General features: G+C 33.6%; 9 protein-coding genes and 2 pseudogenes. 4 read left to right on the forward strand and 7 right to left on the reverse strand.

Features of this window, described 5'->3' with window-relative positions:
* The first annotated feature begins 1,036 nt into the window (after positions 1 to 1,036).
* The 4 genes from ACFX5D_RS14220 (at position 1,037) to ACFX5D_RS14235 (ending at position 7,239) form a co-directional block, all read left to right on the forward strand.
* Entirely contained in the window at positions 1,037 to 2,269 is a 1,233-nt protein-coding gene (locus ACFX5D_RS14220) for a DUF4856 domain-containing protein (protein WP_379858873.1), read from the forward strand.
* Positions 2,270 to 2,337: 68 nt separating this feature from the next.
* Positions 2,338 to 3,453 carry an imelysin family protein gene (locus ACFX5D_RS14225; protein ID WP_379858874.1) on the forward strand — a complete coding sequence of 372 codons (1,116 nt, stop codon included), beginning with the start codon at positions 2,338 to 2,340 and terminating at the stop codon, positions 3,451 to 3,453.
* Positions 3,454 to 3,455: 2 nt separating this feature from the next.
* Positions 3,456 to 4,823 (forward strand): HTTM domain-containing protein, encoded by a 1,368-nt coding sequence (locus ACFX5D_RS14230; protein ID WP_379858875.1) that lies wholly within the window; start codon positions 3,456 to 3,458, stop codon positions 4,821 to 4,823.
* Positions 4,804 to 7,239: a TonB-dependent receptor domain-containing protein gene (locus ACFX5D_RS14235; protein WP_379858876.1), complete on the forward strand. Its 2,436-nt coding sequence runs from the start codon at positions 4,804 to 4,806 to the stop codon at positions 7,237 to 7,239. The genes ACFX5D_RS14230 and ACFX5D_RS14235 overlap by 20 nt, the downstream gene beginning before the upstream one ends.
* A 118-nt stretch (positions 7,240 to 7,357) precedes the next feature.
* On the opposite strand, the gene ACFX5D_RS14240 is transcribed toward ACFX5D_RS14235, so the two are convergent.
* The 7 genes and pseudogenes from ACFX5D_RS14240 to ACFX5D_RS14275 all read right to left on the reverse strand — a co-directional run bounded on the left by ACFX5D_RS14240 (position 7,358) and on the right by ACFX5D_RS14275 (position 15,656).
* Positions 7,358 to 8,191 carry a universal stress protein gene (locus ACFX5D_RS14240; RefSeq protein WP_379858877.1) on the reverse strand — a complete coding sequence of 278 codons (834 nt, stop codon included), beginning with the start codon at positions 8,189 to 8,191 and terminating at the stop codon, positions 7,358 to 7,360.
* A 60-nt stretch (positions 8,192 to 8,251) separates the two neighbouring features.
* Complete coding sequence (locus ACFX5D_RS14245; protein ID WP_379858878.1) at positions 8,252 to 9,166, reverse strand: TerC family protein; 915 nt, start codon at positions 9,164 to 9,166, stop codon at positions 8,252 to 8,254.
* A gap of 656 nt (positions 9,167 to 9,822) precedes the next feature.
* The gene (locus ACFX5D_RS14250) at positions 9,823 to 12,537 is read right to left on the reverse strand and encodes a cation-translocating P-type ATPase (RefSeq protein WP_379858879.1); all 2,715 of its coding nucleotides are present in this window, start codon (positions 12,535 to 12,537) and stop codon (positions 9,823 to 9,825) included.
* Positions 12,538 to 12,614: 77 nt separating this feature from the next.
* Positions 12,615 to 13,049 (reverse strand): phosphate-starvation-inducible PsiE family protein, encoded by a 435-nt coding sequence (locus ACFX5D_RS14255; protein ID WP_379858880.1) that lies wholly within the window; start codon positions 13,047 to 13,049, stop codon positions 12,615 to 12,617.
* A 618-nt stretch (positions 13,050 to 13,667) separates the two neighbouring features.
* Positions 13,668 to 14,254, reverse strand: a pseudogene (gene bioD / locus ACFX5D_RS14260) (dethiobiotin synthase).
* 13 nt (positions 14,255 to 14,267) lie between these two features.
* A pseudogene (locus tag ACFX5D_RS16265) lies at positions 14,268 to 14,993 on the reverse strand (amidohydrolase family protein); the annotation flags it as partial.
* 180 nt (positions 14,994 to 15,173) lie between these two features.
* On the reverse strand, positions 15,174 to 15,656 hold the full coding sequence (locus ACFX5D_RS14275) for a hypothetical protein (RefSeq protein ID WP_379858883.1): 483 nt from the start codon (positions 15,654 to 15,656) through the stop codon (positions 15,174 to 15,176).

Raw genomic sequence — 15,656 nt, forward strand, 5'->3', positions numbered from 1 at the left:
TCAATTGGACGGCTTTTTCTTTGAAAGCTTTGTCATAAACTTTGCGGAATTGTTTCATAGGTTAAAATTAAGATTATTTCTTAACTTTCTGTGATGGCTAAGTTAGCATGTCCAGATTATCGCTATTAATTATTTTATGAGTACCGTGAAAGAACTTATCCGTATAAAACAAACTTATTTTGAATTCATTATCGCTAGTGTCAAAAAATTCAGAAAAAAATTCATTAGCATCATTTTCGATTTTTGATACTAACCTACTAATTTCAGAATTTACATATCCTATTTGCGAGTAAAAGTCAAAGTAATCTTGTTGTACGTATTAAGGAACAATTTCTCCACTGTAACATCACACTAACCACTGCTAATCAGTAAGTTAGTGTTTTTTATTTCTACTTTTAACCCATATTTAGGCCACATTCGTTATATATACTATCAAAACTTTTTTACAATAGAATACAATCCTTTTTGGTTGATTTTAGCCTGTAAATTTCATTCCTGATATACCTGAAGCATTTCACAAAAAACGTCGTTATATAGCTTTGCATAGCCTACTTTGGTCATTATTACAACTAAACACTGGTGTTTTTTAGAATCAAATATCCGATTAGAAATTCCACCTCCCATTTTATTTTCCCTTATAAGTTGATGGGAGCTTACTTGGCATAGTGCATTACTGCTTTTATAGCTTTCGTATTTTTATTTTACAATGTAAAACCAAAATTTAAGGTAAAAACCATCAAATGAAAGCTTTAGAATGCGGTAAAACTGCATACTCGCTGTTGAAATACGGCCTGTGTAAGAACTTTTATAACTAAGTCGTATTTTCGTCAATTTCACAAATATCAAAAATCATTAAACAAGTGATATAAATACCTAATTTAGTTATTGGCTTAGCATATTCATCATTAATTGGAATACCTCTTGCTTGTTAAAATGTCAAATTTTATTTAGAATAAATTTAAATAAAAATTTGTTTGTTACGTTTTAGGTTTTATATTTGCATTAAATTATTTTAATTCAATCTAAATTAACTGAAATGAACTTTAAAAAAATATCTCTCTCCGCATTCCCAATCTTAGTATTAGTACTTTCTTCTTGTTCAAATGATGACAATGCAGCTGCTGAAGAATCTTTTAACTATACCGTTCCTACAACGTACACATTTGAAAGAAATGCGGTAACATCTGTAGATTATTCAGGGCAATCAAGCCGGTTATTAATGCTTGATGAAATGGGGAAATATTTTAGTACAGCTGCAACAAACGGAACTGTAGCTGACGATACTGTTTTATCAGAAATGTATTTAAATACAAACAATCGCTATACTGGTGCAGGTTTAAACGCTTCTGGGAAACAATTAAAAGATAAAACGGCTGCTTCAAAAGATTATTTTTCATTATATCTTGGTGGTGGTTCAATAGCGGAACAAGTAAGTGTTCGTGATTTATTTGAAACCCAATTCGACAATGCTGATGCTGCCAGTCAAGGAAAAACTGCTTCAGCGGGTGTTGCAGGTGTTTATCTAGATGGAACAAGTAAACGATTATTCGCCGCAAATGGATTAGAGCCTCAACAAGTATTATTAAAAGGAATGATGGGCGCTTGTTTTATGGATCAAATAGCGAATAATTATTTAAGTTTAAATAAATTAGATGAAAGCACTAACAAAGCAGATAATACCAGGAAAATTTTAGTTGCTGGAAAGTCTTACACAGCAATGGAACATACATGGGATGAAGCTTACGGCTACATTTACGGTGCCGATAATTTAACAGTTACCCCAAACGTATTCAAGCATTGGAGCAGCTATATCAATCAAGTTAATGCCGACACTGATTTTAATACACTTAAAGCCGACATTGAGATGGCTTTCCGTAAAGGCAGAGCAGCAATTGTTGCTAATGATTATGCAGTTCGTGATACTCAAATTGATATTATTAAAGCGAAACTAGCACTTGTTTCAGCAGTTAGAGCCGTGTTTTATTTGCAGGAGGGAAAAGGTAAATTAGCTACTGATAATGGTGCAAAAGCTTTTCATGCTTTGTCTGAAGGTTATGGATTTATTATGGCATTGCGCTATACTAATATACCAGGAACAAATAGTCCTTATTTTACTAAAGCAGAAGTAGATATAATGTTATCTTCTATGGTGAGCGGAACTAATGGATTGTGGGCTATCGATACCTTGGGAGCAAAACTCGATGCTATTTCATCACAAATTGCAACAAAATTCAGTTTTACAGTAGTTCAAGCTGCAACAGTAAATTAATTAAATAAAAACAAAGTACGAGAATTTAAGTTCTCTTGCTTTGTGTATTTTTGTAAAAATTTTTAAAAATGAAAAAGATTCTATTAATTTTAAGTCTCATTGTTTTAATTGCGGCTTGCTCATCAAATGAGGGAGAGAGCAATACTGACGGGAATAATTATGATCGAACAGTACTATTAACTAACTGGGCTGATAATATCATTATACCAAGTTATGTAAATTACCAAGCAAAGGTTCAAATATTAGCAACAAACTCAAATGCTTTTGTTACAACGCCAACTGAAGGAAATCTTCAAGCGGTTAGGTCTTCTTGGCTAGACGCTTACAAAGCCTATCAATATATATCGATGTACAATCTGGGTAAAGCAGAAGAAATCAATTTTAATATGGCTTCTAATACTTATCCAACAAATACAATCGGTATAGAATCTAATATTTCATCCGGAACTTACAATCTGGCATTGTTATCTCAACTTGACAAACAAGGTTTTCCAGCATTGGATTATTTGATAAATGGTTTGAGTACAAGTGATGCAGCAATCGTTGGTTTTTATGCTACAAATACAAATGCTACCAATTACAAACAGTACTTATCAGCGGTTGTGAGCAAATTAAAAACTAATATTGATGCAGTTGTAACCGACTGGAATTCGGGTTTTAGAAATAGTTATGTGGCTAACAACGGAACATCGGTAAGCAGTTCAGTAAACAAGACCACAAATTTATTTGTAAAAAATCTTGAAAAAGATATTAGAGCTGGTAAATTAGGAATTCCGGCAGGCGTTTTTTCAAGTGGTGTTAAATATCCAGAAAAAGTGGAGGGCTATTATAAAAATGATATTTCTAAAGAGTTATTAAATATTTCCCTAAAAGCACAACAGGATTTTTTCAATGGAAAGCATTTCAATAGTACCACAACAGGTGCAGGTTTAAAAATGTATTTAGACTTTTTAAATGCGATACGAAATAACCAAAAATTAAGCGATATCATAAACAATCAATTCACAACTATTTTTACCGTTAATACTACCCTGAACAACAGTTTTTCGCAACAAATAAATACTGATAATTCAAAAATGATTGCTGCATATGATGCTTTACAGCAAAATGTTATTTACGTAAAACTAGATATGATGCAAGCGTTAAACATTACTATTGATTATGTAGATGGTGATGGCGATTAATTATGAATATTAGTATGACAAAATATATAAATAAATATTCAGAGGCATCAACGCTAGCTTTTTTTAGGCTAGCGTTTGGTTTTATGATGGTTTTAAGTTTACTGCGATTTGTGAGTTATGGCTGGATTGATAAATTTTACATACAGCCCCAATTCCACTTTACATATTATGGTTTTGAATGGGTAAAACCACTTGGAGATTATACCTATTTATTGTTTTTTATTTCAGGGTTAGCCGCTTTATTTGTCGCCATCGGATACAAATACAAACTATCGATTATTACTTTTTTCCTGAGTTTTACTTATATAGAATTTATGGATAAAACAACTTACCTAAACCATTATTACTTTATTACGGTGGTGAGTTTTATACTAATTTTTTTACCTGCAAATGCGTACTTTTCTGTTGATGCGTATAGAAATCCTAAAATTGCCTTTCAGAAAATACCCAGTTGGACAATTGATATTTTGAAATTGCTTATCGGGATTGTATATTTTTATGCAGGGTTGGCAAAACTCAATTCAGACTGGCTTTTTGAAGCTATGCCACTCAAAATCTGGTTGCCTAATAATTCCAATTTACCAATAATTGGTTCTTTATTAAATGAGAATTGGGTACACTACGCTTTTAGCTGGACAGGAATGATTTATGATTTAAGCATCCCTTTTTTACTATTATATAAAAGAACCAGACTCTTCGCTTTTGTTTTAGTAGTAGTATTTCATATTCTGACTAAAATACTTTTCCCAATTGGTGTTTTTCCGTATATAATGATTGTCAGTTCATTACTCTTTTTTAATGCCGATTTTCATAAAAAGTGCTTACAAATTATTTCAAAATTGTTTAACTTTAGTATAGCTGTTTTTGAAAATGGAAAAGAAAAAATTCAAAATTTCAATGGCCTTTATAAAACTAAAATAGCTTTGGTGAGTTGTTTTATAGCTTTACAATTACTGTTTCCTTTTCGATACTTATTGTATCCGGACGAATTATTTTGGACAGAAGAAGGCTTTCGGTTTTCGTGGCGCGTGATGCTTATGGAAAAAGCCGGTTATACTCAATTTAGTGTTACCGATGCGAAAACTAAAGAAAATATAAAGGTAGACAATAGTCATTTTTTAACCACTTTTCAAGAAAAGCAGATGTCGTTTCAACCAGATTTTATTTTGGAATACGCACATTTTTTACGGAATTATTACCAAAAACAAGGCATTCAAAACCCTGAAGTTAGAGTAGAAAGTTACGTTGCTCTCAACGGAAGATTAAGCAAATTATACATTGACCCAAAAATAAATCTAGCCAAAGAAAATGAATCTTTCAAACACAAAACTTGGATATTACCTTTTAACGATGAAATTAAAGGATTTTAGTTGCATTCTATTTTTGTTCATTACGATAAATAGCTTTTCACAATATAAAATTTCGGGAATAATTACGGCTGAAAACGGTACTAAATTAGCGTTAGTTGAAGTGTACAACAAAAGTTTCGGCACTAAATATTTGTCTAATTCCAAAGGAGAATTTTCAATTGAATTCAACCAATCTGGTGATTATCAACTTGTGTTTTACAAAGAGAGCTATGCCGTTTTAGAAAAAACAGTGGCAGCATCTGATGAAAATATTGTTGTTGTTTTACAAAGCGTTACACAACTTTCCGAAGTGGTAATCAATAAACAGAAAGACAAAATATTTGCCCTCAATAAATTAAAAGATATTGAAGAAACAGCTATTTATGCAGGTAAGAAAACTGAAGTTATTTCATTAAACAAAATAACAGCAAACAAGGCAACCAACAATGCACGTCAAATATTTGCTCAAGTGGTAGGACTAACTATAAATGAAAGTTCTGATGGTGGTTTGCAATTAAGTATTGGTGGTCGAGGATTAGATCCAAATCGAACATCAAATTTTAATACCCGTCAAAACGGGTATGACATAAGTGCGGATGTTTTGGGTTATCCTGAAAGTTATTATGCAACACCCACCGAGGCATTAGAAGAGATTCAAGTCATACGCGGCGCGGCATCGTTACAGTACGGTACACAATTTGGCGGATTAGTTAATTTCAAATTAAAATCACCAAGTAAAAGACCCTTTGAGTTTGCAACGAGAACTACAGTAGGCTCGTATGGTTTGTTTACCAATTTTACTTCGTTAAGTGGTACAAAAGATAAGTTCAGTTACTACACCTTTTATAATTACAAACAAGGAAATGGATTTAGACCTAATTCTGAATTCGAGAGTAAAAACTATTTTGGAAATTTAAATTATCAATTTTCGGATAAAACTTCCTTACATTTTGACTACACCTATTTCAATTATTTAGCACAACAAGCCGGAGGATTAACTGACGTGATGTTTGATAATGATCCAACACAAAGCAATAGAACACGAAACTGGTTTGCTGTAAATTGGAATTTATTTGCCCTTCGATTAAAGCATAAATTTAATGATAAGGCAGATTTTTCTTTGCAATTATTTGGTCTGGATGCGAGTCGAAAAGCACTTGGATTTCGTTCTAACAGAGTTTCTGCCCCGGATGTATTAGGTACCGAAAGGGATTTAATAATTGGTAAATTTGTCAATTGGGGTGCAGAAGCCCGCTATTTACAACGCTACATAATTAATGATAACACTAGCGCTTTTTTGATTGGGGCTAAATATTATCAATCCAAAAATTCAGGCCTTCAAGGTCCGGGAAGCTCGGGTAGTGATGCCAATTTTAATCTAGCAGAAGCTGAATTCCCTTTTTATGCCAACCAATCCAACTATAGTTTTCCCAATTTAAATATAGCTGTTTTTGGGGAGAATATTTTCAAAATAACCCCTAATTTTTCTATAACTCCTGGTTTTAGATTTGAAAAAATAAAAACACAAGCGGAAGGTTCCTACCGAAAAATAAATCTTGATTTAGCAGGAAATGTGATTTTAGATGAAACTAAGTTTGAGAAAAATATAAAAGACAGAAACTTCATTTTAGTTGGTGTCGGATTAAGTTATAAACCACAAAACCGAATTGAACTGTATGGGAATATTTCTCAAAATTATCGCTCGGTAACATTCAATGATATTCGTACGGTTTCACCAAGTCAAGTGATTGATGAAAATATTACTGACGAAAAGGGCTATACTTCTGATATTGGAATTAGAGGACAATTAGGAGATAAAGTCACTTTTGACGCTAGTATTTATGGCTTGTATTATAACGATAAAATAGGGGAATATGAAACCCGAAATCCTAATGGTTCAGCAGCAATTGTCAGATTTCGAGACAATATAGGTACAGCTGTAACGTATGGTTTTGAAACCATGTTTGACTGGAGTTTAAGTAAGACTTTCTTTAAAGAAAGCGACAACTTTGCTTGGAATGTATTTTCTAATATTGCGATTACCAATTCAGAATATTTAAAATCGGATGCGCCAAATATTGAAGGAAATAAAGTAGAGTTTGTTCCGCTTTATAACATAAAGACAGGAACAGGAATTGGGTATAAAAACTTTATTTCGAGTGTACAATTTACCTATGTATCTTCTCAATTTACGGAAGCAAACAACAGTAAAACAGATATAAATGACAATACGTATGGTATTTTTGGCCAAATTCCAGCCTATTATGTAGCTGATTTTTCAACCTCGTATAAATGGAAAAAATGGAAACTAGAAGCCGGAATCACTAATTTTACAAATAACAGTTATTTCACCAGAAGAGCAACTGGCTATCCAGGACCAGGAATAATACCTTCTGATACTAGAACTTTTTACACAACTTTAGAATTTGTATTTTAGAGTAATAAAAACTTACCTTGATCTTCTCTTAAAGTTGTTGTTAAGTACTAAAATCAGTAAATTACTTGAAGTTCACTATGTGTATTTTTATCGTTTTTTTTATTTCAATTTTTTGAACCTATATTTTATTGAAAACAAGCAACGGTACTTTGGCCTTAAAGGAATAATTTGCGGAGTTACTGGAAAAAAATATTTTATCAAAAAAACTTCTGTTTTGTTGCGTGAACATAATCATCATGGAAGGTTTTGACTGCTTAATTACCGCCTCTATGTTTGAAATTAAACTCTTGGCCAGATTGATATTTTCGATATGCAGTTCAATATTATGCTTTGAATTTTTTTTTACCAATTCATCTATGGTGTTTTTATTTGTTGTCATTTCAGTGGGGTAATTGAAATGGAGTATTTCAACTTTTGCCTTTAATGGCTTTGTGAATTCAATTACTTTTTTCAGTTCATTTTCAATATTTACAAGGTCGGAGGCGTAAATGACGCTCTTTATCTCACTTCGACGATAATTGTGGGGCACGGCTATAACAGGGACTATTGAATGAGAGATTAGACTAGAAGTATTTGTCCCGAATATTTTTTTTAGTTTTCCTGAGCCTCTGGTACTGAGGCAGATAAAACTAAATTTATTTTCCTGAGCATATTCACTGACATTGCTGTCTGCAAAAACAGCACTATTTATTACACACTTTTTATTTTTAGAAACAACATCAATGTCTCTATAAACCGATGCTACAAATTGGTTCAGTTTTTTTTGAATTTTATCCGCTTCTATCTTTTCATAATTAGCGAAGATGGCATCGCTCATTGATGTAAGATTTGCAATGTAATAGGAATGAAAAAAAGTCAACTCAAATTTATGTTGGGATGCCAATTGAATGGCAAATCGCAAACCTGCTTTTGAGTTAGAAGAAAAATCGGTGGTAACAAGAATTTTATCCATTATCTTTTATGTTGATTGTTATTTTGACAAAAACACTATTCAATTGACTGATTAAACCTATTATTGTTTTTTGTTAGACATCAATGAAGTTGCAATGCTCAAGATTAAAATAACAACAATTACCAACAATGCAATTTGTATCGGCAATTTGTAGAAATCAACCAGTAACATCTTCAGCCCGACAAATATTAATATCAAAGCAAGTCCCTTCGACAAATACCGAAACTTATCCATCATTCCCGCCAGCGCAAAATACAATGAGCGCAAGCCAAGTATGGCAAACACATTTGAAGTATAAACAATAAAATGGTCTTGCGTGATTGCCAGTATTGCAGGAATACTATCTGCTGCAAAAATCAAATCGGTGGTTTCAATCAACACTAACACTAAAAACAAAGGCGTTGCAAACCGTTTTCCATCTTGTTTTACAAAAAAATTACCACCATGCAGTTCATTAGTAACAGGCATCACTTTTCTGAATAATTTTATAAGGGGATTTTTTTCTGGTTCAATTATTATCTCCTTTTGCGTAAGCATCTTATATCCTGTATAAATCAGTATCGCTCCGAAAACATAAATCGTCCAATGGAATTTTTCAAGTAACGCCACTCCCGCAAAAATAAAAGCAGCCCGCATTATTAAAGCTCCGATAATTCCCCAAAACAAAATTTTATGCTGATATATTGCAGGAGTTTTGAAATAAGAAAAAATTAAAACGAATACAAAAATATTATCTACGCTCAATGCTTTTTCTATTACGTAACCCGTAAAAAACTCCAATGCTTTCACTTCACCTTGCCAATAATAAATAAGCCAATTGAAGCACATGGCAAGGGTTATCCAAACCCCTGTCCAAATCATGGCTTCTTTAATACTTACTTCATGTGCTTTACGGTTAAACACCCCTAAATCCAATGCCAGCATCAGCAGTACGAATACATTAAAGCCAATCCAAAAACTCAAATCCGTTTGCATATTCGCATCTTGTTTAATTATCCATCACTCCTATTTTATCAAATTCATTTGGTTAATTTTTACAGGTTACCAAAAGGTTTGTTTATTGAATTTTCTTAAATGCTTTTCTATAACGATGGTCTGACAGTTTGCGTGTACAAGTCGTTCAGGATTTACTTGTACAAACGGTATTAAACGAAAACGCATCTTAAAGGTAATGAACTTTTTGGCAAATGCCTAACAAAATTTTATACCATGAAAAACTTGAAGCGTGTATGAATCCTTTATAGTTTGTGATGCCTATACTATTGATTATAGTCATATTTCCTATTCTTTTGTTTATATTCGGTTCGATTTTTTTTCTATAATACTTTGTAAGTTTAACACATATGTTGCGACATAAAAACCTTGTTTAATACTCCAAACTGTATGACCTCTAAATTGTTCAAATTGTTGCTGTGTTGTTTCACAGTAATTGCCAAAGTAGTTTCATGAGTTCAGTATTTATTTTTTTTTATTTCATCGGCACAAGGATCATATCCATCTTGTTTAGGTTTTCGTTGATTGGTTAACAAAATATTTCATTTACTATGCTACAATCCATTATTACTCCTTGTAAAACACTTTTTGACAACAAGTTTTTCCTCGCATATAAAACATGTACTTCACAACAAGTATTACATCTTAACATTTTTAAAATATTTTCTTTGAATCCATTTTTCAATACTGATAATTATTAGAATTGAAAAAGCTACCATGGCTGACATCCCCCATGCCACTGCTTTTAATGGTGATGAATGAAACCAACGATTCATAAATGGAAAATAAACAAAAGCGGCCTGAACAAACAGTACTGTTGCAATTCCGATATAAATAAATGGATTGGAGAAAAGCCCGATTTTATTGACTGAAAAATTAAGAGATCGGCAATCAATAAGGTAAAACACCTGAAATAAAACCATTGCTGTTACAGCCATTGTTTGAGCTTCCGAAATGGCCAGTGAATGTTCCATGCCTCTGGACAGTTCAATATTATATTCCCAAAGAAATAATCCAATTGTTCCACCTGCCATTACCAGAGAAACCAGTATCATCCTGAAAATTATCAAAGAACTTAATAAAGGTTTATTGGGCTTACGTGGAGGACGATTCATTACATCGGGTTCCATTGCTTCAAGTGCAAGAGGCAATGACAAGGCTACGGCAGTTATAAGATTGATCCATAATACCTGAACAGGCTGTATTGGGATGAGTAGGATTCCCCCTTCTGAAGGAAAAAATAACACGGCAATAAAAATAACCAATCCCAATCCTATACTTGTAGGCAGAAGAAATACAATCGATTTCAAAAGGTTATCAAATACTCGGCGTCCTTCTTCAACAGCAGCCTTTATACTTTCAAAATTATCATCGGCCAGGATCATGTCTGCCGCCTCTTTGGCAACAGCTGTGCCACTTATACCCATAGCTACGCCAATATCTGCACGTTTAAGTGCTGGGGCGTCATTTACACCATCTCCTGTCATGGCTACCACTTCCCCGTTAGCCTGAAGGGCTTTTACTAAATTTAATTTATCTTCGGGGGATACCCGTGCGAAAATATTGGTGTTTTTTACTACCTCTTGAATCTCCTGGGCATTCAAATTCTGAAGCTCCTTTCCAGTGATAACCCTGTCTGCATTTATAAATCCAAGTTCCCTGCCTATTGCTCCGGCTGTTGCAGGATGGTCTCCGGTAATCATTTTCACCGTAATACCTGCATTATGACACGAATCGATCGCTTCTTTTACTTCCATCCTTGGAGGGTCACTTATGGCCTGTATCCCTAAAAAAGTAAAATCGCACAGATCCTCTTCCGTAATGAGTGATGAATGTTCGCTATCCAACTTTCTGGAAGCGAAAGCCAATACTCTCATTCCTGTTCCTGCTAATTGTAAAGCCTCCGTTCGTACCTCTGATGAATTTTTACTATTTAATAAAAGTGGAATAACTGATTCAGGTGCGCCTTTAAGGTAAATTATTTTTTCTCCAGAAGGGGATAGATGGAGCGTAGCCATTATTTTTTTTTCGGAATCAAAGGGTAATTCATCCAGCCTCCGCCATTTGCTTCTTAGTTCGTCCTCGTTTATTCCAAACTTTCCGGCTACTGCTATCAGGGCAACCTCTGTAGGGTCTCCTACTGATTTCCAATGACCCTCTTTTTTATGAAGTGTTGCGTCATTGCACAGTGCTGCAGCACTAATAAGTTCACCTATTTCATCCTCCTTTCCCTCTTCATCAGAATCATTTTTTAAAATTTTACCATCAGTATTAATACCTACTCCTGTAACATTGAATTTTTGCTTTCCATTCCAAAGTACCTGAACGGTCATTTCGTTAAGGGTAAGCGTTCCCGTTTTATCTGAGCAGATTACAGTGGTGCTGCCCAAGGTTTCTACAGCGGATAAATGCCTGATAATAGCTTGTCTCTTTGCCATTCGCATAATACCGATAGCTGATGCGATAGTAATTACGGCTGGCAGTCCTTCTGGGATAGCTGCTACCGCAAGAGTAATGGCAAAAAATATTGCATCTATGAATGTATAATTACGAAATATTCCTATTAGAAAAACTAAAACACTAACAAGGATGATGGCATAGGTAATTCCTCGTGCAATTTTTTCAAGAGATTTTGTCAGTGGAGATTTGACTGATGCGGTAGTTTGAAGAAGTGCTGAAATTTTACCAATCTCGGTTTTAATACCTGCCAAAACAACGACGCCTTCTGCTGTACCGGAAGTAATCAATGTGCCGCTAAAAACCATATTTTTACGATCAGCAACTCCTACATCTGCTTCAATAATATCCGTATTTTTTTCCACCGGCAAGGATTCTCCTGTAAGGATAGATTCATTACACTGCATATTTTTTACGAATGTGAGCCGCATATCTGCCGATACCTTATCGCCAGCCTGAAGCAATACATAATCACCGGGAACTAGTTCCGCAGCCTGGATATTCTTTTGCTTTCCATCTCTAATCACTGTAGCATTTTCCGGAATTAATTGGAGAAGTCCCTGAATGGTTTTTCCAGCCTGGTACTCCTGAACAAACCCGATAATGGCATTAATAATTATTACACAAAACACCACTATACCATCTGTGATTTTGCCCATAGTTATAGCAAAGATGGTAGCAGTAAGTAGAACATATATAAGCGGGTTAAGAAATTGCCTCAGCAAAATTTTAAAGGCACTTTCTCTACTTTGCCTGCAAATGATATTTGGCCCTTCCTTTTTCAAGCGCTTCCCAGCTTCTGTTGTACTAAGACCTTCAGAGGAAGTATCGAGACTCTCTAATACTTTACTATATGAAACGGAATGCCATTCTTTATTTTGGGCTATGCTACTCATAAAATCGTCAGTTATCGTTGTTTTAATTATTTAAAAACAATTAAAATCATTCAGAAATAGGTGCTATTTAAATTTGTTTAGGGTTTGTTTTGTAGTGTCTTACAATATTTTAATAAAAAATAAGCAACACCGAGTGCAGCAATTAATAAAGCTAAACTTATAACAATATTACTATTTGTTTGCTGTATATCTAGTGTGATTATTTTAGTTGAAATGGCAATAATTGAGATTTCTATGATTGGAGCAGTAGGAATTGTATCGGATGAAATAATTAATAGCAATGCTTTTATAAGCTCATATCCAATCGCAATAATCAATATCAAATTAAATACTTCGAATAAGGTGGAAACATCAATCAATAAATAAGGTGGAGCGATAATTTTTTTAAATTCTAAATAGATAAGATGTAATGTGCCCAATATTAAAATTAAAGTCATAATTCCAATTAAAACACGAATTATATTTTTATTAATGGCTATAATTATTCTTAAAAATTTATCATCGCTCTTCATAGTATTTTTTTTAACAGATTATAGTTGGAGATAAATTATTTCAATTTTTAAGCGTTTGCTTGTCAAATCGGCAAAATCCATCCGAAAATTGATCTTAAGTTTTCGATATTTTATGTATGTCCTCTGTATCAATTTTATCAGGGTTGCCTTTTACGCTATTAAAGCCTTTTGTCACAAGTAAATTTAGTTATAAAAATATGCCCTTTTAGTAATATAATTGTTTTTTTGTTTTTATTTAATTGATTGTGAGCAAAAAACCCAGAAACATTAGCTTGTTGGTTAGCAAAACGTTAATCGTAAGTTGTCGATGTTTCATGTTAACAAATATGGCAATTTTGTAGAATCTTTGTTTTTTTTGCGTAAGTTTTACTTTTACACTTTTCACATTTTAATTGTCAGTTTAAGTTCCGTGATTTAGTTTTTTCACACTTCTATTTCCAAATTTCGTTTTTTGAGTCATTGCTTGCCGACTAACCTGAATTGTCAAAAGGTAAAATGACTAACCATCGTTCAAACGGGTTAACTTAATGACATTGTACTCTAGACTACGTTTGTTACAATTAAAAGTAAAAAACCGTCTAAATTTTAAAAAAGTGATTTTATATTTGGTTCAGTGGTCTATTTTAAGATGGTTTGTTTGTCAATTATTTGTTCATTATCAATGCGAAATAAAGATTTCAGCCCGGTATATTCACAAATAAATTCTTCACTCGTATTCACAGGATTCTCGTTAAATAGTATACCTTTAATGGGAATGTTTCTACGTTGAAGAGCTTCGACAGAAAGTAGTGTATAGTTTATGCTTCCGATATAATTCCTGGAGACCTAAATAACTTCCACTTTTAATTTTTCTATAAGGTCAATTACCAAAGAAGCACCATTGAGCGGAACCATCAAATCGCCTGCTCCTTCAATAATGAGATGTTGTTGGTTGCTGGAACTTTAATGGAATCTAAATTAAGTGTAACACCATCAATCGCATCAGCAACGTGCGGATACATCGGTTCCGTAAGGCGATATGCTTCAGAAAAAAAATGAGAAGTAGAATTACTGATAGGTCCCTCCATTTTCATTGTATCCGTCTGATGCAAATCTCCTGATTGTATAGGCTTCCAGTAATCGGCTTTTAGCGCTTCGACGAGAATGGCTGATACTATTGTTTTTCCTATATCCATACCAATGCCTGTTATGAAATAGGTTTTCATTTGCCGTGTTTTTTTAATTAAATTCTAATCTTTGCCCCGGGATGAATTCAGAGAAATTACCATTCTCATAGACAAGATTTCCGTTAACAAACCTATGGGTTACTTTTGATTGAAATATTTGGCCTTCTAATGGCGACCAACCGCACTTGTATAAAATATTTTCTTTACCAACCGTCCAAGGCGAATACAAGTCAACCAGCGTTAAATCGGCAAAATAACCCTTCCCAATAAAGCCTCTCATTTCAATACCATAAAGGATCGCTACATTATGACAGCTTTTTTCGGCATTTTTTTCTAATGAAATTAGCCCTTGTTTGTATAATTCAAGCATAATATACAAGGAATGCTGTATCATTGGCGCACCCGACATGAATTGGATGTATAGTTTTTGCTTTTCCTATAAAGTGTGCGCTGCTTGGTCAGTTGTGATAATATCAATTCGGTCACCCAGCAAAACCTTCAAAAGACCTTCTCTGCCTTACTCCGCCTTAATGGCAGAATTCCATTTTATTACGGTTCCCAATCGCTCATAATCCTCGTATGAAAACCAAAGATTTTCATACGATACTTCGGTGGTGATGTTCTTTTCTTTTAACGGTATGTCGTTTCGAAACAAATGGGTTTCCGAGGCTGTGGTTAAATGTAGAATATGCAACCTTACCTTGTGCTTTTCGGCAATGGCAATGGGTCTTTTGGTAGATTTATAACATCCCTTTCCACTTCTAATTAACAGATGAAATACCTGTTTATTTTTAAGTGTAATTAAAAAATTATTTTGCAAAAGCATCCTAAAATTTTTTAGTAAAAGGGATGAAGGTCTAAAAACCGGTAATGTTCTTAAAATTAAAACCTATAAAAAATTTCGGTTGTGAGTTATTTTTACAAAGCTAAAAAGGAGAAGACACCCCCTATTGTTTCACTATTTATCAACGCAGTCAGCAGTTGAAAATTTATATTTTACACGTTCAAAATCTATAGGTGCACCCTTAATAAAATTGGTTGCCCCCAAAGTGGTTTCTAATTTACCATTCCCTAAAATGAGTTCATTTCCACGTTTTAAAAATGCCATTGGATTTTTGTACGTTATTTTATCATACGAACCCTGGATAAATGTGTAGCTGGCAAATAAAGTATCCCCACGGAATTCTCCTGCGATTTTTCCAACTTTTTTTGGCATATCTAAAATTTTCATCACCATATCGCCGGTTATTTTTCCATTTTTTAAAGTGTTTATTTTTAATTCAAGAGTATCCTGTTCATACAACGCTTTATAACATTGAACGCTTATCGGTTTTTCAGCCTGAACTTTGGTAGCTTCACCGCTTTTGAGGGTTTCATTTTTTTTACAGCCTTGAAGTCCAATACAAGCCAATAGTAAACAAGAAAGAGCTAGATTTTTCAT

Origin of the sequence: Flavobacterium fructosi, from assembly GCF_042787335.1 — a bacterium.
GTDB classification, from domain to species: Bacteria; Bacteroidota; Bacteroidia; order Flavobacteriales; family Flavobacteriaceae; genus Flavobacterium; species Flavobacterium fructosi.